We start from the raw sequence: 20,865 nt of genomic DNA, 5'->3' as shown, positions 1-20,865 counted from the left end.
TGATGGGACAGACTTGGATTGAGCGCTCGCTCCGCAATCCAGAAGCGAACTTTTTGCTTTTTTCCTTTCTCTTCAATTTTGTTTGGGAAATGTGGCAAATGCCATTCTACGAGGGACTCAAAACACTTGAATACATGAGCGTCGTTCGCACGTGTACCCAAGCGAGTCTAGGTGATGGTGTGATCAGTGTCTTGGCATACTGGAGCGCCATCGTGATCGCTCGTTCCAGACACTGGATCCATGTGATGGCCGCCGCTCCAACGGTAGTTTACATTACCACCGGGCTCGTTATCACCATCTTTATGGAGTGGCTCGCAACGGACGTATGGGATCGCTGGCAGTACGCGCCAAACATGCCTGAGCTGCCGCTAGTCGGTACTGGGTTGCTGCCAATTTTACAATGGTTGATTTTACCACCGTTGATCCTCTGGGTTGTTCGTCAACAGACCCTGACGAGACCATAAAAACGCTATCGAGTGATCTCGCTATGTTCGAAATAACCATAAAAGTACAAACCCGTTATTTAAAAATGTGCGGGTTAGATAAGTTCATGATGGATGTAAAATATGACCAATAATTCAGTTCTATTAGCACAACAACTCGGTGAACAGTTGGAGCGTTTAGGCTGGCAGGTGACCTGCGCTGAGTCGTGCACGGGCGGGGGCATAGGCTACGCGATCACAAGTATCTCTGGCAGCTCAAGCTGGTTTAAAACCGGCTTTATTACTTATGCAAATGAGAGCAAACAGTTGTTGTTAGGGGTTTTGCCAGCCACCCTTGCAACCTATGGTGCAGTATCGGCGCAAACAGTACAAGAAATGGCCCAAGGCGCCGCGGCCAAAGCCGGGGCGCAGATAGGCATTTCGGTGAGCGGTATTGCAGGCCCGGATGGGGGAAGTGCACAAAAACCTGTGGGCACGGTGTGGTTTGGTTTTAGCACTTGTGGTCAGATATACTCAGAAAAACAATTATTTAGTGGCGACCGACAACAGATAAGGGCGGCCGCGGTGGATTATGCCTTACGGCGGGCGATTGAAATCTGCCAAGAGTCATAGAACAAAGCAGCAAGTTAAATAATTTCGATATGCGGCTTGTAACTGTATGGTTGTACAGTATACTTGCGGCAGACAAATCACACTAAACGGCTCGGGTATCCGAAAACCTTGAGAATAATGCGAGCCGTAAAAAGAGGACATTTCGATGGATGATAACAAAACCCGCGCCCTGACGGCGGCGTTAGGACAAATTGAAAAGCAGTTTGGTAAAGGTTCGATTATGAAACTGGGTGATAACAAATCCATGGACGTAGAGACCATCTCTACGGGTTCATTAGGTTTGGACATCGCTTTGGGCGCGGGTGGCTTGCCACTGGGACGTATAGTAGAAATTTATGGCCCGGAATCAAGCGGTAAAACCACCTTGACCCTCGAAGTGATTGCAGAAGCCCAACGTAACGGTAAAGTTTGTGCCTTTATCGATGCCGAACACGCACTTGATCCTATTTATGCGAAAAAATTAGGTGTGGATATTAACGAGCTTTTGGTTTCCCAACCGGATACCGGCGAACAGGCACTGGAAATTTGCGACATGCTGACCCGTTCTGGGGCAGTGGATGTGATAGTCGTAGATTCTGTGGCGGCATTGACTCCCAAAGCGGAAATCGAAGGAGAAATCGGCGATTCACACATGGGTTTGGCGGCCAGAATGATGAGTCAGGCCATGCGTAAACTGACCGGTAATCTAAAACAATCCAATACCATGCTTATTTTCATCAACCAGATCCGCATGAAAATCGGCGTGATGTTTGGTTCACCTGAAACCACCACTGGTGGTAACGCCCTTAAATTTTACGCCTCGGTGCGTCTGGATATCAGACGTATTGGCGCTGTCAAAAATGGCGACGAGATTGTCGGCAATGAAACCCGGGTAAAAGTGGTTAAAAACAAGATAGCTCCGCCCTTTAAGCAGGCTGAATTCCAAATTCTGTATGGTCAGGGTATCAATAACTTAGGTGAGCTCATTGATTTGGGAGTGACCCATAAGATGGTAGAAAAAGCCGGTGCCTGGTATAGCTATAATGGCGAACGCATTGGTCAGGGTAAAGCCAATTCAACTATCTATTTGAAAGAGCATCCTGAGATGGCGGCCGAAATTGATAAACGTTTGAGAGATTTGTTATTGGCTAAAAACGTTGAACCTGAAAACACCGAAAAGACCGAAAAAGCCACCGCTGAATAAAGACCAGTAGAACAATAAGTAAGACCCTAAACCCCGCTGTCCACGCGGGGTTTCTTATGGTTTTAGCGATAATTTTTTAGTGTTGCGCGGGACACGGATTGGCTTAATACCCATCGGCCTTAAACTAATTTTGATACTTTATGGTGTTCTTTGGCCCAGCTTTCGGGGTACTTACCCTGCAATACATAAGAAAAGCTGATCAGCTCGGCGATAACGTGATAAAGCTGTTCGGGGATTTCTTGGCCTAAATCTAAGCCCGCGAGAAATTCACTCAAATAAGGATCCTCGTGGATCAATACCCCGTTTTGTTTGGCCAGGGCAATAATTTCATCCGCTAATTCACCAAAACCCTTGGCGACAACCTGAGGGGCGTTTTTCTTGTCTCCTTCATGGTGTTTTAACGCAACGGCACTTTTGGCTTTTGCCCCCGTAGCTGATGGTTGTTCACTCATGGATATTGCTCCGCTATATACATATTTTTGTGAGACCTGTAGTGATATTGACAGTTCATACCTTAGTTTGCACCAAATGATAGGGCTTTTGCTGCAGGCTAGGGGGGATTTTACCCAGCTGACAACTGCTTTTGGCCACGTCAATACCCAGGCTAGTTAGACGTTTTTTCAACAAAGGCAGGAAATTTAATACCTGGTTACGGGTTGATTCGTTAGAGGTATAAAAATCAATTTCCAGGATATCCTGTTTGAGTTTGGCTTTGGTTAACAGCTCGCCCAGTTCGCCCACACTGAGTTTCATGGTCAGGTGCCACTGACGGTTTTTTGCTTCGTCCCCTGATGTTTGTTCCTCCCTGCTTTGTTTTTCACGGCGCAGCAGTAATTCTATATCCCGCAGGTTATCCCCAAAGGCGCTGGGCAAAGTATAATAAAAGCTATCCTGGCCCTGCAATAACTGCTCGGCATTGCCCAGTTTACTGGTTTGGTGCCCGGCAAATAAGCGGCTGAGCTCTTTGAGTAATTGGTGTTTTTGTTCGATTTGGGAAAACTCAGTTAGGCCTTTGGGACTCACTCCGGTGGCGGTTTTTGCCGCACCAGATGACTCGCTCGACGTCAGTGGTGATAAGGCATCGGCCAGGCGCTGGGTCTGGCCGGGTTGCGAGCGGGACAAACGCGAAGCCAGGGATATTTGCACCAAGGCTAATAGTCCGCCAAGTAAACCTTGGCCAGGCACGGGTGTGAGGATCTGCAGTGGGTTCAAGCTTAGAGTGGGTTGGGTTAATAACTGGCGGATCTGACTGGCATCCTGCTCTTTGCCTTGTGGCAGCCCCTGTTTGACTTGTTGCCCTAATTGCTCAGTAAGTTGTTTAATGGAAGGGTCGTTGGCCAATTGTGGATCCCCCAGCGCCCCAAGAATACGTTGTAAACTGTCGCTGGGTAATTCAGCGCGAGCCTGTACAACTCTTAACAAACTATGCAATACACCCAGCGCTTGTGCTTTGACGCTGTCGCTCATCTGGGGGGCCTTGACGAGCACATCTTTATTTTGGGTAACTGAGGTGGCATTTTCCGTGACTGCAGTCGGCGGCATAATATTACTGCCCTGTACCTTGGCCGTGTTTGGCAAAACGCCAGCAGGTACTGTTTGCCCGGGACCCACAGCCATAGCAGGATTTTGAGCCCCCAGACGCACCTGATCAGGCGCCGGGCTAATGGCCGCTGACAAATGTTGCGATAAGCCCGGGCTTATCGGCGCCGCTGGACTTGCCGCCGTTAAAATAGCTTCCAGACGGCGGATCACGGGTTTGCTTAAAGGAATATCCAGAGTCTGCAGCAGTTTGCTTAAGTTGGCGATGTTGGTTTTGCTAGCGGTGATTTCGGCGCTGGGCCTAGTGCTTAATTCTACCAAGGTCGCCTTGCCATCAGGTTGGATTTGCAGGCCAATTGGGCCAGTTAATTTGGCTACATTAAGCACGGGGATATTATTTTCGACCCCGGCCGCAGATTGCGTTAACTGGTGTACGGCTTTGTTATCCACAGGTAATAGCCTGGCGCTTGTCCCTTGGCTTTGTGCCAACAGAGTCTTTAGTAAAGGCAATGCTTGGCTTGCCACCAGGTTGACCCGGTCAGATTGTTTAGGGGTAATAAGCGCGGCAGTGGGCAAAGACGCACTTTGCTTGACGGGTGAAGGGGACAGACTGACTTGCCAGTTTTTAGCCGCGGGTTTGAGTTCGAGACTCACGTTACTGCCCATGGCAAACTTTTGCGCATTGGGCATATCCAGGGTCATCGTCTGTTTGGGTTGGCTGCCAATGATGTGCAAGGTGAGTTGATTGTTGGTATTTGCAGTCACCAAAGTATCAACTTTGAGTAAATTTGGGGGGATCTTTGTACTGAGTAACTGATTTGCAGGCAGTTTAAGCAAGGCATCCAACTGTTTTTCGTTTAACGATGTGAGCACGGGTGCCGTTGGGGATTGGAGAATAAATTGCAGCACGGGGTTTTGCTCCCGCTGGATCACCTTAACTTCGTATGTTTGCTTGCTCTGCAAGGTGCCGCTTAAATCAGTTTTGGCCAGGGTGATGTTTTGCCCGCTGGTGGTATTGGCCAGATTTAGCAGGTTGCCACTCAAGTGTTTAACTAACACTTCCACGCCAGCCTTGGCGAGTTCTGATTGGGGCGCAAGTTGGCTTAGCTGGGTTAACGCCTGGGCCAGTTGTTGGGATGATGAGATAGTATTTTCAGACATACAGGGGGTATCGGCCAATACGCAGTGATCCTTGGATAAAATCACCATACAGGTTTATGTTATTTTTAGGCAATAACCTAAGCATTATTTGCTAACACTTTTTTGGTTTGATGAGTATTCCACTGTGGCACCCTGTGGTATTATCGCGGCGTTTTTTTGTCGATTTAAGGAATGTTTTGTCGCTATTTTCCGCTCATGATTTATGTGTAAGCAAAAGAGATAGGCTTTTGTTTGACAAGGTAAATCTGTCTGTTGATGAATCCGAGCTTTTGTATATCAAAGGCCCCAACGGTGCTGGCAAAACCAGTTTGCTGCGGGTGTTAACTGGCTTGGTCAGTGCGGACCAGGGCCATGTCAGCTTCAGAGACAACAATATAAACTACGACCGTGAGCGGTTTAATCAAAATTTGCTGTATTGTGGGCATTTACTTGGGGTCAATAACACCCTCACAGCCCGGGAGAATCTGGATTTTTGGTGCAAACAGCATCAGATCAGGGTTAATTTCCAGAAGATTTTCGAGGTATTAGCGGTCTTAGGCTTAGTCGGTTTGGAAGATATGCCAGTCAATAATTTGTCTGCCGGTCAGCAAAGGCGCGTAGCGCTGGCGCGTTTGTGGTTGAAAGAAGACGCGGTAATCTGGATCCTGGATGAGCCTTTTACTGCTCTTGACGTACAAGGTGTGGCCCTGTTAAATCAACGTATTGTTGGCCACCTGCAACAAAAAGGTTGTGTGATCATCACATCTCATCAAGAGCTTGAATTGGACTATCCAACCAAAGAGCTGTTGTTGGAGTATCGAATTTGAGCGCAACTTTGCTGGCAGTTTTACAACGTGATTTGGCTTTAGCCTATCGAAAAAGAGCGGAAATACTCCAACCTATGATGTTTTTTATCCTGGTGATCAGTTTGTTTCCTTTGGGTATAGGGCCGGGCCCACAAATATTACAAAAAGTTGGGCCGGGGGTGATCTGGGTGGCAGCGATATTGTCCTCATTGCTGGGCATGGAGCGCTTGTTTAAAGATGATTTTCAGGACGGTAGCCTGGAACAGATGATCCTCTCTGCTACGCCTTTGCCGTTAGTGGCCTTGGTTAAGGTGTTTGCCCACTGGCTGACCACTATTGTGCCCCTGGTGATATTGTCACCTTTGCTGGCACTATTTTTAAACTTAACCGAAGCTATGTATTGGGCTTTATTGTTAACCCTGCTGCTGGGCACACCCCTGCTAAGTTTGGTTGGCGCCATAGCAGTAGGGTTAACGGTGGGGTTAAATCGCGGCGGGGTGCTGCTGGCTTTATTATTACTGCCGGTATTTATTCCGTTACTTATTTTTGCCACCTCGGCGGTGGACGCGGCCGCCTTGCAGCTGCCTTATACGGCGCAACTGGCTATGATTGCCGCGATGTTATTACTGTCACTGGCGCTGGCACCTTTTGCCATCGCTTATGCTTTAAGAGTGAGTCAAAACTGATGTGGAAATGGTTGCACCCTTATGCCAAAACTCAACGTGCTTATCACCTTTGTCAAACCCTGTTGCCCTGGTTTTGCGTATTGGCGGTATGCACCCTGTTGCCGGGCCTAATATGGGGGTTGGCGTTTGCTCCAGCGGATTATCAGCAAGGTGATTCGTTCCGTATTATTTATATTCATGTGCCCAGTGCGATCCTGTCAATGGCGGCGTATAGCGCCATGGCCATCGCCGCCTTTATCGGCCTGGTGTGGCAGGTACGTACCGCTTTTATGGCGATGGTGGCCTTGGCACCCATAGGTGCGGTGGTCACTTTTATTGCCTTATTCACCGGCGCAGCTTGGGGTAAACCCATGTGGGGAACCTGGTGGGTATGGGATGCACGTTTAACTTCAGAGCTGATTTTACTGTTTTTATATTTGGGCGTGATATCCCTGTATAAATCCTTTGATGACAAACAACAAGCCGGGAAAGCGGCAGGGGTAATGGCACTGGTGGGGGTGATTAATCTACCCATTATCCATTATTCGGTCGAGTGGTGGAATACCCTGCATCAAGGTGCCAGTATCAGTAAATTCGCCAAGCCCTCGGTGGCACCCGAAATGCTCTGGCCGTTGCTGATCAGTATATTAGGTTTGGCGTTAGTGATGAGCGCGCTATTTATACTGCGCTTGCAAAACGAGATCTTACGCCGGGAAATACATCGTCCCTGGGTGATCAGTCTGGTCGGCCGTGCGGGTAAGGAGGCATAATGTATTTCGACAGCTTGAGTCAATTTTGGCAGATGGGCGGTTATGGCTTTTTTGTATGGTTGTCCTTTGGGGTGAGTTTGTTGGCGCTGGTGATCCTGGCAATCGACTCAAGCCTGGACAAAAAACGTTTGTTTAAACTGGTGCAAAGTGAAGTGAGCAGGAAGGCTCGAATTAAAGCGGCGCGCAACGCTACCCAAGCACAGACTAAGGAGGAAAAATAGGTGAATCCCAGACGACAGAAGCGTTTGTTGGCCATATCAGCAGTAGTAGTGGTAATAGGGGCCGCCATAGGTTTAATGCTTTATGCCCTGAGCCAGAACATTGATTTATTTTACACCCCTTCAGAAATCATTGATGGTAAACAGATTGGCCAAAATACGGTCGTTCCCCAAGTTGGCCAGCGTCTGCGTATAGGTGGCATGGTGGTGCCCGGTTCGGTGCGCCGAGATAAGGATAGTCTGGCGGTGAGTTTCGATTTGATTGATACCGGGCCGATTGTCACCGTGAGTTACGAAGGTTTGTTGCCGGATCTCTTTCGCGAAGGCCAGGGTATAGTTGCCACGGGCATATTAAACAAACCTAATCATATTGTGGCCCATGAAGTATTGGCCAAACACGACGAAGAATATATGCCCCCGGATTTGGCAGAAAAAATGAAAGGTATTAAACATGTCAAACCCCAACAACCTGCCTATGGCGCGGCTACAGGGAGCAATTAATTATGATCGCTGAGCTTGGTAATTTTGCCCTGGTTATGGCCTTGCTTATGGCCATGTTGTTAGCCATTTATCCGATGTGGGGCGCATATAAAGGGCATAACAAATTGATGGAGATGGCCAAACCTTTGGCCATCGGCATGTTTATATTTACCTTAGTTGCCTATATCTGTTTGACCTATGCCTTTGTCAGCGATGATTTCAGTCTGGCCTATGTGGCTAATACCTCCAATAGTACCCTGCCACTGCATTACAAATTTACCGCTGTGTGGGGAGGTCATGAAGGTTCATTTTTATTATGGGTGATGATTTTTTCTATCTGGACTGTGGCGGTTGCCCTATTCAGTAAGGCTATTCCCCTGAAAATGGTCGCCCGGGTACTGGCCATTTTGGGCATGGTGGCCATGGGCTTTTATTTGTTTATGCTGCTTACCTCCAATCCCTTTGACCGCTTGCTGCCCTTTTTCCCGGTGGATGGCAAGGATCTAAATCCGTTGTTGCAAGATTTTGGCATGATCATTCACCCGCCTATGTTGTATATGGGGTATGTGGGCTTTTCCGTGGCATTTGCCTTTGCCCTGGCGGCGTTAATTTCCGGGCAATTGGACTCAACCTGGGCGCGCTGGTCGCGCCCTTGGACCCTAGCCGCCTGGTCATTTCTAAGTGTGGGGATCGCCCTGGGCAGTTGGTGGGCGTATTACGAACTGGGTTGGGGTGGTTGGTGGTTTTGGGACCCAGTGGAAAACGCCTCTTTTATGCCCTGGTTGGTGGGCACCGCTTTGATCCATAGCTTGGCGGTCACAGAAAAGCGCAAGGTATTTAAAGCCTGGACAGTATTATTGGCCATCGCTGCGTTTTCGTTGAGCCTGTTGGGCACCTTTTTAGTGCGCTCTGGCATATTGGTATCGGTTCACTCCTTTGCCAGCGATCCCAGTCGTGGCCTGTTTATCTTGGGTTTACTGGTCGTCGTGATCGGTGGTTCTTTGTTGTTATTTGCTATCCGGGCACCGTCACTTAAAGGCGCCGGGCGTTATCAGCTTTTCTCCCGGGAAGTGTTGCTGGCAGGCAATAACGTGTTTTTGAGCGCGGCTTGCCTGGTGGTGTTATTGGGGACCTTGTTACCTTTGGTGCACAAAGAGCTCGGTATGGGCTCGATTTCCATAGGTGCGCCCTTTTTTAATCAAATGTTTACGTATCTGATTGTGCCTTTTGTATTTTTTATGGGCATTGGTCCGTTGTCACGCTGGAAAAATCAGCCGCCCTCGGCATTGTATAAACAGTTACTGCTGGCCTTTGGGCTCAGCTTGTCAGGGGCCGTGCTGGTGACCGCCAGTTTCGAGCAGACCTCCTATATGGCGGCGCTGGGTATGGTACTGAGTTTTTGGATAGTGGTGACCACTATAATGGAAGTTAACCAGCGCCTGGCAGCTAAGGGCGGTAAATCAGGTGCGGGTTTGCTGGGTGGGTTGCAAACGCTTACCCCCAGCCATTGGGGCATGGTTGTCGGGCATCTGGGTTTTGCCGTGGTACTCATTGGCATCACCTTGGTCAGCAATTACAATCAGGAGCGGCATGTACGTATGGCACCCGGAGATAGTTTGGATTTAATGGGTTATCAATTTGTATTTAATGGGGTGAGCAACATACGGGGCCCCAATTACACGGGCTACAGTGCTGATGTACAGGTGTTTGAAGAGGGGCAAGTTGTTGCACGTCTGGATGCGCAAAAACGTATTTACACCGTGCAACAAAATACCATGACAGAAGCGGGTATCGATTCCAGTATTAGCAGGGATTTGTTTGTTGCCCTAGGCGAACAGCTTGAAAATGGAGACTGGGCGTTACGCATTTACGTTAAACCCTTTGTCACCTGGATTTGGGCCGGTGCTTTTATAATAGGCTTCGCGGGACTGATATCGATTTCTGACAAACGCTATCGCATGTCAAAACTGGTTAAGAACAAATCCCCGATTAAGTCGCCGCCTGGTGTGCCAGTGGAGAGTCAGTCGTGAAAAAAATCAGTGTTTTTTTGTTACCTCTGGTGCTCTTTACTGCACTGGCCGTGTTTCTCTTTCAGGGCTTATTTGACGATCCCCGGGTGCATAAATCCAGTTTACTGGACAAACCGGTGCCAGCTTTTAACTTACCGGATTTGATGCATACCCAACAGACTTATACTGCACAAGTGTTTGACGGGCGAGTGACCTTGCTCAATGTATGGGGGGTATGGTGTATTACTTGCGCGATTGAAATCCCTTATCTGGTTGAGCTAAAGAACGAGGGAAAACACATAGTTGGTTTGTATTACGATCAGGATATCGATCCGGATTTTGGCATTAAAACCGTGGCCCGGGTACAGCAAGAAGTGCAGCAAAAACTGACCCAGTTGGGTAACCCTTACACCTACAATATTTTTGATGTAAAAAGGGATTTGTCTTTGGATTTAGGCGTGACAGGGGCACCCGAAACCTTCCTGATCGACAAACAAGGGGTGGTGCGCCTGCACCATATAGGCGACATTAACCCAAGAGTGTGGCGTAACAAGTTTGCGACTATCTATCAGGAGTTACTCGCCCAATGAAATGTTCTGTGTGGTTAATGGCCGCCTGTTGGGCAGTATTCAGCTTGGGCGCTTTTGCAACTGAAGAAACCTATCAGTTTGACGATCCTCAGCAAAGAGCCCTGTTTTTTCAGCTGACTCAGGAGTTACGCTGCCCTAAATGTCAAAATCAGAACATTGCCGATTCGGATGCGATGATAGCCGCCGATCTTAAACGCAAGGTTTATCAGTTAGTGCAGCAAGGCCAAAGTAGAGAGGAAGTCATCGCCTATATGAAACAACGTTACGGCGATTTTGTGTATTACCAGCCGCCGGTGAATTCAATGACCCTGTGGTTGTGGTTGTTACCCATATTATTTGTATTAGGGGGCATTGTTGTGGTGGTACTTGGTCGCCAAGCAAAACCTCAACTTAAAGATGAGACGAAACTGGCCAAAGCCAACAAGCTACTGGAGGATGATAAGTGAGTGTATTTTGGCTAGGAGCCTGTGTATTACTGCTGGCTGCGTTGGGTTTTGCAGCGGTACCTTGGTGGTTTAGTATCAAAGGTAAACGCCAGGATGCGCTGACCAATACATCTTTGATCCGCCAGCGTCTCAATGAGTTAAAAAGAGAAGAGCAAGAGGGCCTGTTGAGTCCAAAGGATCGCCAGGAAACAGAACAAGAGTTAAAAATGGCCTTGCTCGACGAAGTTGAACAAGGACACACATCGAGTGCCTCGGCCCGTTGGGTGCTGGGAGCCGGGCTGGCCCTGAGCCTGATTGTGGTGGGCGGTGTATATTGGCAGGCAAATAATGTGCAAGCCCTGACAAATTGGCAACAGGCCCTGGAAAAACTCCCTGAGCTGGCCACCAGGATCGTCACCGAAGGTGACCAAGACATTGACATGCAAGATATGCGTGAATTTGCCTTGGGCCTGCGTACCACTTTAAGAGACAAACCCGACGATGCCACTGCCTGGACGTTATTGGGCCGGGTATACAGTGCCACCAATCAGTTGGAAAGTGCCTTGCAAGCGTTTGACAAGGCCCTGGAGCTGGAGCCAAACAAAGTCGACACTTTAGCCAATTACAGCCAAACCTTGTTGATAATCAATCAACCTGCCTATTTGCAACAGGCGCGCAGACTACTGGAACATTTATTGACCCTTGAGCCACAAAATACCGGGGCCGTGGGCATGTTGGCGATGGTGGCTACCCAGCTTGGTGATCAGGCATTGGCCCTTAAAAGCTGGCGGCGCTTACAGCAATTTGTTCCCAAATCCGATCCCATTTACCAGTCTATAGAACTGCAAATTACTAAATTAACAGCCGCAAAAAACGGCGGTAACGGTACCCAGCAAGCAAAAAATGCGGCGTCTGGCACCTCCAGCACGCGGCTGACGATTGAGGTAACACTGGCTGAAAAGTTAAGCGCTAAATTGCCTAAATCAGGATACCTGTTTGTTTATGCTCAAGACGGCACAGGCAGCAGCAGGATGCCAGCTGCGGTGAGTAAAATGCCGTTGCCTGATTTGCCAATAAAAGTGCAGTTATCTGATCAGAATTCAGTAATGCCTACTTTGACCCTTTCGCAGTTGAGCAAGGCCAGGGTGATCGCCAGGGTTTCTGCCAGTGAAGATGTCAGTCAAAGCCAAGGCGACCTGCTGGGCACAGTAATAGTAGACGTTGAAAATAACGCCAACGTTGAACTGACTATTTTAATTGACGAGGAAGTTCAGTGAACAAAATGAGATACCCAGCCCTATTTTTGACCCTGATGCTGCTTGGTGGCTGTGCGTCAAACAACAGCGCAGACCAGCAAGCGCAGCGATACCAGGATCCTAAGGATCCCTTTGAGTCAGTTAACCGGGATATGTGGGATTTTAACTGGGATATTCTCGACAAACACATACTACGCCCGGTTACCGTGGCTTATGTGGATTATACCCCGCAGTTTGCCCGCACCGGTTTGTACAATATGGCCCTGAATTTGGAAGAGCCAAGCAACTCGGTGAATAACTTGTTGCAAGGCAAGCTGGACGGCATGTTAATTAGCTTGGGGCGGTTTTTACTTAATTCCACCGTGGGCCTGTTAGGTAGCATAGATGTGGCCACCGAGTTGGGCCTGGTGCGGGCCGATGAAGAGTTTGGTGAAGTTTTGGGTAAGTGGGGCGTGGGTACCGGCCCTTTCCTGATGATACCCGCCCTGGGGCCCAATGATATTCGCAGTGGTACCGGTGATATAGTGGACACTGCCTATGGCCCTCTGGATGCCCTGAATATCTACTTTTCGCTATTTAGAAGCGGGATAAAGGTACTGGAGACCCGGGCAATGCTTATCCAACAAGAGCAGCAATTAGAGCAATCCGTTGATCCTTACAGCTTTGTGAAAAATGCCTATTTCCAGAACCTGGAGTTTAAGGTCAAAGACGGCAAAGTGGAACAAACTGTGGAAGAAGAAGCCCTGGAAGATGACATCGATGCTTATCTGAATGATTTATAGTCCCTCTTCCTGATTACGACAAATTAGGCGAAAAATATACAAAGAGGGATTTGTGAACTTACAACGTATTGAGCAATGTTTAGCCAGCATTGCCGCCCAGGCTAGTTTTATTTTTAGAATAGATAATAAAACGGAGCATGAAAAAGCGTTAGCGTTAATGGAGTAGCTAATTGAAAACTACGACAACCACGAACCATTGATAGATCTACTGTGTATTAGTATCGAAAAATACGAAAATACTGCTGAACAATTTCATGCTTTCAACCAACGTTTGGCAGAAATGAACTCTGGGGTTTCAGCGTAACCGTATTAATGGATCAACATAACCTTAATGCAACGGATTTCGAGAATGAAATTGGCGGTAAAAGCTTAGTATCGATGATATTGAATGACAAACGCTCTTTAAATTTTAGACATATTCGCAAACTGTCAGAGCGTTTTCACGTTTCGCGACAGTTATTTATCTGATTTCATCATGATACATTTAGCTTTAGAAACTGGATCTGGCCTAACAGGCTGTTTGCAGACAACTGTGCCTAGTTCTGTCCCCCAGGCGTTGCACTTCGGCAAAAAAGACAAAATAAAATACACTATGCAAGCGGATGGCAGTGGTTAGATGTCCCGCGCTCAAGCAAGAGAAAGTGGCCCTGTACTGGGTGAATTTTTGTCATTTATTGCACGAGATATGCAGCGCCCTAGATAGCAGACTGTCAGTACTTTCATTCTGTAATCGTTGTCCCACCCTGCTTTAAGGTCTACAAAATACTACCTTTTTGGGTGATATGTTGTAGACCTTGTTAGTTTTAGAAACTCATATCAAACTTACTTTTTGGCTTATCACCGTTAAGTAGTGGGCTTGACATGTTTTTGATTTCTGATTGCACGTAAGTCCAATAATCTGAGTTATCAACAGTCCTCTCTTTAATATGCTTAGGGACGAAGCGACTCATCTCCATGTTAAAGTCTTTGCGAACCTCATCGTCTTGCAGCAACTTATCTACTTGAATACGAAGTTCTTCAGTAAAGTCGGCTTTAGTTTTGTTTCTCGCTTCAAGCTTTTTGTCGATCAGATCTGTCGAAACGCCAATCCCTCTCTGCTTGATCCAGACGATATCCCACACATCACGAGGCTTTATGCGCCTTGCACGGTATGCCAAGGCAATAAATTTGTCTGCTAACGCTTCTTCTAGGGATTGAACGGGGATGAGTAAACCTTCTGTTGGAACAACAATGTTGTAGTGGTTTATCAGCGCTCTCTTTTCAACATCAAATGACGGAATAGAGCACACGTCTATATGCATTTTCTGACGTGGTAAGTCAGGCCGGTTAGCTTCTCTCTCAATGCTGATTTTCCACGAGGATGTGTCGCCCTGCTTATCCTTATTCGGCTTGTTCACCCACACTTTCGTTTCATACTTGTTTTGTATGTACTTTTGGATCTCAACTTCCAATCCATCAAAGTCGGCCGGCTTGAAATCATGCCCACCGTTAAAGTCCAAATCCTCAGATAGTCGAGAACTGTTGTAGCACAAGCGAAGAGATGTCCCTCTGATGAATGTTAGGGATTGCATAGCACCTTGCTTTACCATCACATCCATGATGTCGTGATGAAGGATTTCTTTTTCTAATACTGGCGTAACAGCAGCATATTCTGGATTTGAGTCAACGATGTGTCGTATGTATTCTTTTAGCACGTTAGTTCTCCAACATATGCACGTTTCTATTGCAATCTTTTAGGTCAGCAATAGCCTGGGCAGTCTTTGCTCGATACATGTTTATGTCATTATCAAGATATAGGTTTGGTGCGATCTTGTGGATAGGCTTCTTTGAGTGTGTGAGTTCAATAACGCCATATGGGGTTGAAAACGTCCCACTTCGCCCTTTTGTTACAACAGTTAGTCTATCCATTAGCACTTGAGAGATGTCGCCAGAGTAACTAAGCTGACTTTCTAGACTAATATAATTTAAAACCCCTCCACGGAGCTTCTTCACTATTTTGTAAACGGCAGAGGATGGATCAGATGGGGTGAGTGTGCTTTCAAAAATCCCAGTTGCAACCCTGCGCACCACGCCTTTTTTTACGCAGTCTGTGAGAAATTTTGTGAATGCTGGAGTGTATTGTTCACCAATCATATAGGCTAACTCTGCCCCTGTGTGAATGCCGCCGCCAGCCTTAACAGCACTCGAAAATGCAGATAATAATTTTTCTTTCTTAGTCATGCAGGTCTACACTTTATTACCGGTATAGTAATGAATTGTAAACCTGAATACTCACTGGTCAATATAAGATCACCAAGGTAGACATAATTTTACCTATAATGTAATAAATTGTAGATCAACCTCCGTTTGTTTCCCTGGGGGATGACTACAATTACTCTCGTGCATACTTTTGCCGTCATTGCGTATCAAGTGAACTGACGCTCTCTTGATCGAATGTCGCAAATAGCTACAATAAACCCGCAAGTTACGGCTTTAAGTCGATGTCGTTGCTTATAATCACCGTTTATTTTTGATTAAATCACGCAACTTTGAGTGCATTTTTTTGCACGAAGTCTCCTAATTGCAAATTATGTTATGTTCGTACCTCGGACCAAGAGGTCATATCATTTACTCTGACCCCAACGATAATTATCGTACCTTAAATGCAACTTATTGGCGTGCTTTAAATGCAATGTTAAGGTGTGCTTTAAATGCAATAATATTTATTAAATACCTTGCAGTCATATAATATTCAGCTCGCATGAGCGCTCACGGTAATTAAGTTCATCAATAAGGTTGTTGTGTTATGGCTCAAATAGCAAATGAAAAGCTAGCTAAAGCGTTAGAAAAAGCATCTAACGTTGCTCTCAATAACATTGTGCAAGCTAAAATGCTTACAGAAAGGCATCGAAATATATTGGTCAAACAAGGGTTTCTTAAACCTGTGATACGTGGCTGGTATATGCTTGATGCAGATATCACAACAACTGATGCTGGCGGATCAGCACTTTGGTTTGATTCTATCTGGGGATTTATTGGTCAATATTTAAAAGAACTCTTTGGAGAAGAATATTGGCTGAGTCCAGAATCTTCATTAGATTTATTGACCGCTAACAATGCGTTGCCAAAACAGATTGTTGTTTATGCACAAAGCTCTACGCGGATTGTTAACCTGCCCCAAAACATGAGCTTGCGGGTTATTAACAGTACAAAAAAACCTTATAAAATAGAGAAAATTGCTGGCGTTAATACCATTTCAATCGAAGGCGTATTAGCGAGTATTAATCCGTATGCATATATTCGAAATCCGGTCTCTGTTCAGATCGCTTTGAGTATGGCTGATACCAGCGAATTAGCTGGCGCATTTGAGCATATTCGTAATGCATCAGCAGTGGGTCGTATATTAGGAGCACTCAAGACTTTAGGTCGAGCGGAAGATTATCAAAGGTTAAAACGTATTGTTGATGGAATTGGCTTTCTAGAGTTAGACCAAAGTAACCCATTTGAACAGCCAATGACTCAAATAGGAGCCTCGCATAAGGAAAACCCTGCAGCTATTAGAATACGCGCATTGTGGCATTCGTTGCGCGTTGAGGTTGAACGGGTTTTCATCGATATTAGACCTAGCTTTGATTTTATGTCTCGTCCACTGGAAGAGACCTTTAAGGATATGGAAGATTTATATGTTCAAGATGCCTACCACTCATTGTCGATTGAGGGTTGTAGAGTTACACCAGAGTTGATTGAAAAAGTTCGGGGCGGAGACTGGCATCCTGAAATGATCGCAAAAGATAAGGAGGCAAAAGATGCATTAGCTGCCAGAGATTATTTTGAGGCGTTCAGCGCAGTGAAATCGGCCTTAACAGCAATGCATGAACAAAAAATAAGCTCGCTATCCTCTGCCATTTCAATTGGCGTAACCGATTGGTATACCTCTTTATTTCAACCCTGTGTTACGGCTGGACTCATTGCTGCAAAAGATATTGCAGGGTATCGCAAAGGGCCAGTATATATTCGAACGTCTAGGCATGCGCCACCCGCTGACGCCTATTTACGGGACTGCATGGATGCGCTCAAAATGTTAATAGAGGACGAGCCTAACGACATTGTCAAAGCTATTTTAGGACACCTTTGTTTAGGTTACATCCATCCCTTTCCCGATGGGAATGGGCGAACAGCCAGGTTTTTGATGAATTTTTTATTAACACTGGGCGGTTACGGTTGGACAATTATAAGGCTAGAGGACAGAACTAAATATTTAAGCTCATTAGAGATAGCCTCCATCGACCATCTAGGTACTCCCTTTGCTGAATTTGTTTTGATGTCGATGCAAAAGACAGGAGAGGAAAAAGGTAAATAAATAATCAAAATTCACAGCTATTAGTAGATATAACTGTTTTTCATGGCCGATAATTACTTTTCACGTTCATGGGGAGCACTTTTAGTTGTACCATCAAAGGGAAGCTGAAACGTTATGTGTTCTACTACTATTACACTGTTAGCTAAATTGCATCATAAATCCGATTACTCCATTACAAAGTACGGATTTACCATGCAAAACTAGGGCGATTTCTGTTTACTCAGAAATGCCCCATTCATGAAAATATTTGGGTTTTACAACCTTTTAATACCCATCAGGGGTACTTGATGAACAATTTTGCAATTTTGAAGTCACCCATCTTAAATTTTCTGAATAATGGCTAAGAATCCCTTTAAAATTAACATGGGTAATGTCAATTCGTCTTATCCTAGTATCAAGTATCTCGTACCAAGAAGTCATATCATTAACTCTGACCCTGACGATATTAACTCTGACCCCAACGATACTGACCCCAACGATATTTAATAACCCTCGGGGTTATTTGATTGCCAGTGCCATGAATCGCGACACATGTCTGCCAGGCCTTTTTGGGCCTGCCAACCTAAGGCTTCATGGGCCAGGGTGGGATCAGCATAACAAGCTGCAACATCGCCTTCACGACGGGGTACAAATTTGTGCGGAACCGGTTTGCCACTTTGTTTCTCAAACTCTTTGATCATGTCCAGTACGCTGTAACCTTGGCCCGTACCCAGGTTATAGGTTACCAAACCCACATTTTGTTGCAGTTTTGCCAGGGCTTTTAAATGGCCGTTGGCTAAATCTTCAACATGAATATAGTCCCGTACACCTGTACCGTCTGGGGTATCGTAATCATTGCCGAAGATGGATAAAAACTCACGCTTGCCGGTGGCGACCTGGGTAATAAAAGGCATCAAGTTGTTGGGTATGCCATTGGGGTTTTCGCCTATGCGCCCCGAAGAGTGTGCACCTGCTGGGTTAAAGTAGCGCAGCACCGCTATGTTCCAGCTAGGGTCAGATTTATATAAATCCCGCAAGACCAGCTCAACCATGAGTTTTGACTGGCCGTAGGGGTTGGTTGGCTGCCCCGTGGGTAAACCTTCATGCAGCGGAAGCTCAACGGGATCACCATATACCGTTGCTGATGAGCTAAATACCAGGTTTTTAACCTTGTTCCGCGCCATTGCTGCGCATAAGACCAAGGTGCCATGTACGTTGTTATCATAATATTTAAGAGGTTGTGCTACAGATTCGCCTACCGCTTTTAAACCGGCAAAATGGATCACTGAATCAATACTGTGCTGAGCAAAAAGCTTATCCAAGGTCTCACTGTCACGAATATCACCTTCCACAAAGGTCAGGGTTTTAGCCGTTAGCTCTTCTACGCGCTTTAACGCTTCTTTAGATGAATTACATAGGTTGTCTAACACTATTACCTGGTGATCTGTTTCAAGTAGCTGCAACACCGTATGGCTGCCGATGTAACCAGCGCCGCCTGTGACTAAAATCGTTTGCATCTGTTTATTCTCCTTGTGCCTTAGGTTGTTCAATATATTTAGCGCATAAACCATACTGGATAGGTTTAAGTACTATTGGGTAGATCAGGGCAACCAGCGCTGCCCACAATAACGAAAACCAGCTTTCACTGGTTCTGAAAATCAAGATGAATACCGGCAGTAAAATTGCCAGTTTTAACAGGTTTAGACAGAGCTTTTCTGGAGCCGTCAATTTTTGTTGGGCCTGGGCAATGACCGCTAAACGTTGGGTTAGGGGTAAATTAGCCAAACCTGGAATGTCTCTGGAAGAAAAATAGATCGTCATTTTACTCTTGCTGAGTTAAAAGAAACGCCCAACTGCAAAGCAGATTGGACGTTAATTATAATATAATACTATTACTTCTCAAACCAGTCGGTTTGCAAGGGTAAAGTATTTTACTGAGATAAAGCCGGTTGAGGCTCAGCGGCTGGGGTATCGTGCTCGGCACATTTTTCCCAGGCTTTAGTTTTAAAACTGAGCAGTAAGATAACAACGCCCACCGCTATGGTGATCAAACTGATTTGCAAGTACAAGGCAGGCATATCTTCGACGTTGTTGGGATCAAAGTTGCCCGCTAACAAGCCCGCAACCACATTGCCGATGGAATAGGTTAATACAAACACCCCCATCATTTGGCCGGCAAAACGTTTGGGTGAAAGTTTGCTTACTGCGGCTAACGCCACTGGGCTTAAGCACAGTTCACCTACTGTATGTAAAAAGTAAGTCGCTACTAACCAATAGGGTGCCACACGCATTCCGCTGGCCGCTAACTGGGCGGCAAAAAACATCACGATAAAGCCGGTGGCCATAATGATCAGGCCCACGGCACATTTTAAACCGTAAGACGGGGTCATCATGCGTTTTGCTAGGTTTATCCAAAGGGCAGCAAAAAAGGGCGATAGCAGTACGATGAAAAAGGAATTAGCTGATTGGAACCAAGCAGTGGGTATTTCGAACGCGCCGATCATGCGTTCGGTGTAGTCACGGCCAAATAGGTTAAGTGAAGAGCCGGCTTGTTCAAACCCCGTCCAGAAAAATATAGACGCCAAACACACCAAAAATAGTGCGCCTAAGCTTCTTTTTTCATTGGCATCCAGGTTACCAAACACAAATATGCCAATATAATAAGCCAAAAATACCGTAGTTATACCAATGGCCGTGTACTGGGCCAGGGTAACGGGATCAAAACTTAGGCGACCGGTTAACATCATAAAGGTGACAGCAGCTAACCCCACCAGGAATAAACCGATGATCTGCCAGCTACGTTTAGTACTGGCCGGCGACATTCTGACTGCTGGCTCTGCGCCGGCTCCTTCAAGTTTGCCCAAGGTGTAGCGGTACTGTAACAAACCAATGCCCATGCCTATGGCCGCCGCGCCAAAGGCCCAATGCCAGCCCATGTTCACCTGCAGGTAACCACAGACGATATAACCGATGATAGAGCCTAGGTTTATGCCCAGATAATAAAGTGTGTACCCACTATCACGACGACCGTCATTATCGGCGTAAAGTTGCCCAACCATGGCGCCAATATTGGGTTTAAGTAAGCCAGTGCCTAATACCACAAGCACTAAACCCACAAAAAAAGTTGAATCGTTAGGTATGGCCAAAACAATGTGGCCACACATAATGATGATACCGCCGTACCACACCGCTTTTTGCCCACCAATCAAGCGATCAGCAATCCAGCCGCCGGGTAAACCCATGAAATACACAGCCCCAGTGTATAAGCCATAAATGGCCGTCGCCGAAGCCACAGTAATGACCAAGCCACCTTCCTGGATACTGGCGGTCATAAATAATACTAACAAGGCGCGCATGCCGTAATAACTCATGCGCTCCCACATTTCAGTAAAAAACAGGGTTGAAAGGCCCCCTGGTTGGCCTAAAAAGTCTTTGGTTTTAGTTGTCATGTTACCTGCCGTATGAATAGCCGCGCCGTTAAATGGAAGAATATACGTTCAACTGGCATCAGCTAATCTGGTTATAATTATTATATTTGCCTAAGCCACCCGTTAGGTGGAGACGATTTTCAGCCCTGTTTATACTAGAGCTGGCGGGCGAAAACAAGAAAACAGGTTAATTCTTGTTTG

Annotated in this window: 22 protein-coding genes; 15 read left to right on the top strand and 7 right to left on the bottom strand. The window is 46.4% G+C overall.

Annotated features, from left to right (window positions below; translation table 11 throughout):
- The first annotated feature begins 2 nt into the window (after window positions 1-2).
- The 3 genes from AC3RV5_RS17155 to recA all read left to right on the top strand — a co-directional run bounded on the left by AC3RV5_RS17155 (window position 3) and on the right by recA (window position 2,238).
- Complete coding sequence (locus AC3RV5_RS17155) at window positions 3-464, top strand: hypothetical protein (protein ID WP_489728805.1); 462 nt, start codon at window positions 3-5, stop codon at window positions 462-464.
- Between the two features lie 102 nt (window positions 465-566).
- A complete protein-coding gene (locus AC3RV5_RS17150; RefSeq protein ID WP_489728804.1) occupies window positions 567-1,055 on the top strand; it encodes a CinA family protein in 489 nt (162 codons plus the stop codon).
- A gap of 139 nt (window positions 1,056-1,194) precedes the next feature.
- Entirely contained in the window at window positions 1,195-2,238 is a 1,044-nt protein-coding gene (gene recA / locus AC3RV5_RS17145; RefSeq protein WP_489732194.1) for a recombinase RecA, read from the top strand.
- Window positions 2,239-2,357: 119 nt separating this feature from the next.
- Here the strand turns inward: recA and AC3RV5_RS17140 are convergent, their stop codons facing one another.
- Window positions 2,358-2,690 carry an EscU/YscU/HrcU family type III secretion system export apparatus switch protein gene (locus tag AC3RV5_RS17140; RefSeq protein ID WP_489728803.1) on the bottom strand — a complete coding sequence of 111 codons (333 nt, stop codon included), beginning with the start codon at window positions 2,688-2,690 and terminating at the stop codon, window positions 2,358-2,360.
- 55 nt (window positions 2,691-2,745) lie between these two features.
- Window positions 2,746-4,986 (bottom strand): flagellar hook-length control protein FliK, encoded by a 2,241-nt coding sequence (fliK, locus tag AC3RV5_RS17135; protein WP_489728802.1) that lies wholly within the window; start codon window positions 4,984-4,986, stop codon window positions 2,746-2,748.
- A 128-nt stretch (window positions 4,987-5,114) separates the two neighbouring features.
- Between fliK and ccmA the strand changes: the two genes are divergently transcribed.
- The 11 genes from ccmA (at window position 5,115) to AC3RV5_RS17080 (ending at window position 13,222) form a co-directional block, all read left to right on the top strand.
- On the top strand, window positions 5,115-5,744 hold the full coding sequence (ccmA, locus tag AC3RV5_RS17130; RefSeq protein WP_489728801.1) for a cytochrome c biogenesis heme-transporting ATPase CcmA: 630 nt from the start codon (window positions 5,115-5,117) through the stop codon (window positions 5,742-5,744).
- Window positions 5,741-6,409, top strand: a complete 669-nt coding sequence (gene ccmB, locus AC3RV5_RS17125; RefSeq protein ID WP_489728800.1) for a heme exporter protein CcmB — start codon at window positions 5,741-5,743, stop codon at window positions 6,407-6,409. Before ccmA ends, ccmB begins: the two co-directional genes overlap by 4 nt.
- Window positions 6,409-7,158, top strand: a complete 750-nt coding sequence (locus AC3RV5_RS17120) for a heme ABC transporter permease (protein WP_489728799.1) — start codon at window positions 6,409-6,411, stop codon at window positions 7,156-7,158. The genes ccmB and AC3RV5_RS17120 overlap by 1 nt, the downstream gene beginning before the upstream one ends.
- A complete protein-coding gene (ccmD, locus tag AC3RV5_RS17115) occupies window positions 7,158-7,379 on the top strand; it encodes a heme exporter protein CcmD (protein ID WP_489728798.1) in 222 nt (73 codons plus the stop codon). The genes AC3RV5_RS17120 and ccmD overlap by 1 nt, the downstream gene beginning before the upstream one ends.
- Window positions 7,380-7,877 carry a cytochrome c maturation protein CcmE gene (gene ccmE / locus AC3RV5_RS17110; protein WP_489728797.1) on the top strand — a complete coding sequence of 166 codons (498 nt, stop codon included), beginning with the start codon at window positions 7,380-7,382 and terminating at the stop codon, window positions 7,875-7,877.
- A gap of 2 nt (window positions 7,878-7,879) precedes the next feature.
- On the top strand, window positions 7,880-9,886 hold the full coding sequence (locus AC3RV5_RS17105) for a heme lyase CcmF/NrfE family subunit (protein WP_489728796.1): 2,007 nt from the start codon (window positions 7,880-7,882) through the stop codon (window positions 9,884-9,886).
- The gene (locus AC3RV5_RS17100; protein WP_489728795.1) at window positions 9,883-10,455 is read left to right on the top strand and encodes a DsbE family thiol:disulfide interchange protein; all 573 of its coding nucleotides are present in this window, start codon (window positions 9,883-9,885) and stop codon (window positions 10,453-10,455) included. Before AC3RV5_RS17105 ends, AC3RV5_RS17100 begins: the two co-directional genes overlap by 4 nt.
- Window positions 10,452-10,901: a cytochrome c-type biogenesis protein gene (locus AC3RV5_RS17095; RefSeq protein WP_489728794.1), complete on the top strand. Its 450-nt coding sequence runs from the start codon at window positions 10,452-10,454 to the stop codon at window positions 10,899-10,901. The genes AC3RV5_RS17100 and AC3RV5_RS17095 overlap by 4 nt, the downstream gene beginning before the upstream one ends.
- Window positions 10,898-12,157 carry a c-type cytochrome biogenesis protein CcmI gene (gene ccmI, locus AC3RV5_RS17090; protein ID WP_489728793.1) on the top strand — a complete coding sequence of 420 codons (1,260 nt, stop codon included), beginning with the start codon at window positions 10,898-10,900 and terminating at the stop codon, window positions 12,155-12,157. The genes AC3RV5_RS17095 and ccmI overlap by 4 nt, the downstream gene beginning before the upstream one ends.
- Before the next feature lie 5 nt (window positions 12,158-12,162).
- Complete coding sequence (locus AC3RV5_RS17085; RefSeq protein WP_489732193.1) at window positions 12,163-12,918, top strand: MlaA family lipoprotein; 756 nt, start codon at window positions 12,163-12,165, stop codon at window positions 12,916-12,918.
- A 196-nt stretch (window positions 12,919-13,114) separates the two neighbouring features.
- Complete coding sequence (locus AC3RV5_RS17080; RefSeq protein WP_489728792.1) at window positions 13,115-13,222, top strand: hypothetical protein; 108 nt, start codon at window positions 13,115-13,117, stop codon at window positions 13,220-13,222.
- Window positions 13,223-13,721: 499 nt separating this feature from the next.
- Here the strand turns inward: AC3RV5_RS17080 and AC3RV5_RS17075 are convergent, their stop codons facing one another.
- Window positions 13,722-14,612 (bottom strand): nucleotidyl transferase AbiEii/AbiGii toxin family protein, encoded by an 891-nt coding sequence (locus AC3RV5_RS17075; RefSeq protein WP_489728791.1) that lies wholly within the window; start codon window positions 14,610-14,612, stop codon window positions 13,722-13,724.
- A 1-nt stretch (window position 14,613) separates the two neighbouring features.
- Entirely contained in the window at window positions 14,614-15,138 is a 525-nt protein-coding gene (gene abiEi, locus AC3RV5_RS17070) for a type IV toxin-antitoxin system AbiEi family antitoxin (RefSeq protein WP_489728790.1), read from the bottom strand.
- Window positions 15,139-15,703: 565 nt separating this feature from the next.
- Between abiEi and AC3RV5_RS17065 the strand changes: the two genes are divergently transcribed.
- A complete protein-coding gene (locus AC3RV5_RS17065; RefSeq protein ID WP_489728789.1) occupies window positions 15,704-17,257 on the top strand; it encodes a Fic family protein in 1,554 nt (517 codons plus the stop codon).
- 482 nt (window positions 17,258-17,739) lie between these two features.
- On the opposite strand, the gene galE is transcribed toward AC3RV5_RS17065, so the two are convergent.
- From galE to AC3RV5_RS17050, 3 genes are all read right to left on the bottom strand, one after another.
- A complete protein-coding gene (gene galE, locus AC3RV5_RS17060) occupies window positions 17,740-18,753 on the bottom strand; it encodes a UDP-glucose 4-epimerase GalE (RefSeq protein WP_489728788.1) in 1,014 nt (337 codons plus the stop codon).
- Between the two features lie 4 nt (window positions 18,754-18,757).
- Complete coding sequence (locus AC3RV5_RS17055) at window positions 18,758-19,057, bottom strand: DUF6170 family protein (RefSeq protein ID WP_489728787.1); 300 nt, start codon at window positions 19,055-19,057, stop codon at window positions 18,758-18,760.
- A gap of 110 nt (window positions 19,058-19,167) precedes the next feature.
- Complete coding sequence (locus AC3RV5_RS17050; protein WP_489728786.1) at window positions 19,168-20,685, bottom strand: peptide MFS transporter; 1,518 nt, start codon at window positions 20,683-20,685, stop codon at window positions 19,168-19,170.
- Window positions 20,686-20,865 lie beyond the last annotated feature (180 nt).

Source organism: Paraglaciecola sp. IT1134 (assembly GCF_058068185.1).
The sequence above is the reverse complement of the archived record's forward strand: the minus strand, read 5'-3'. Positions and strand labels throughout refer to the sequence as shown.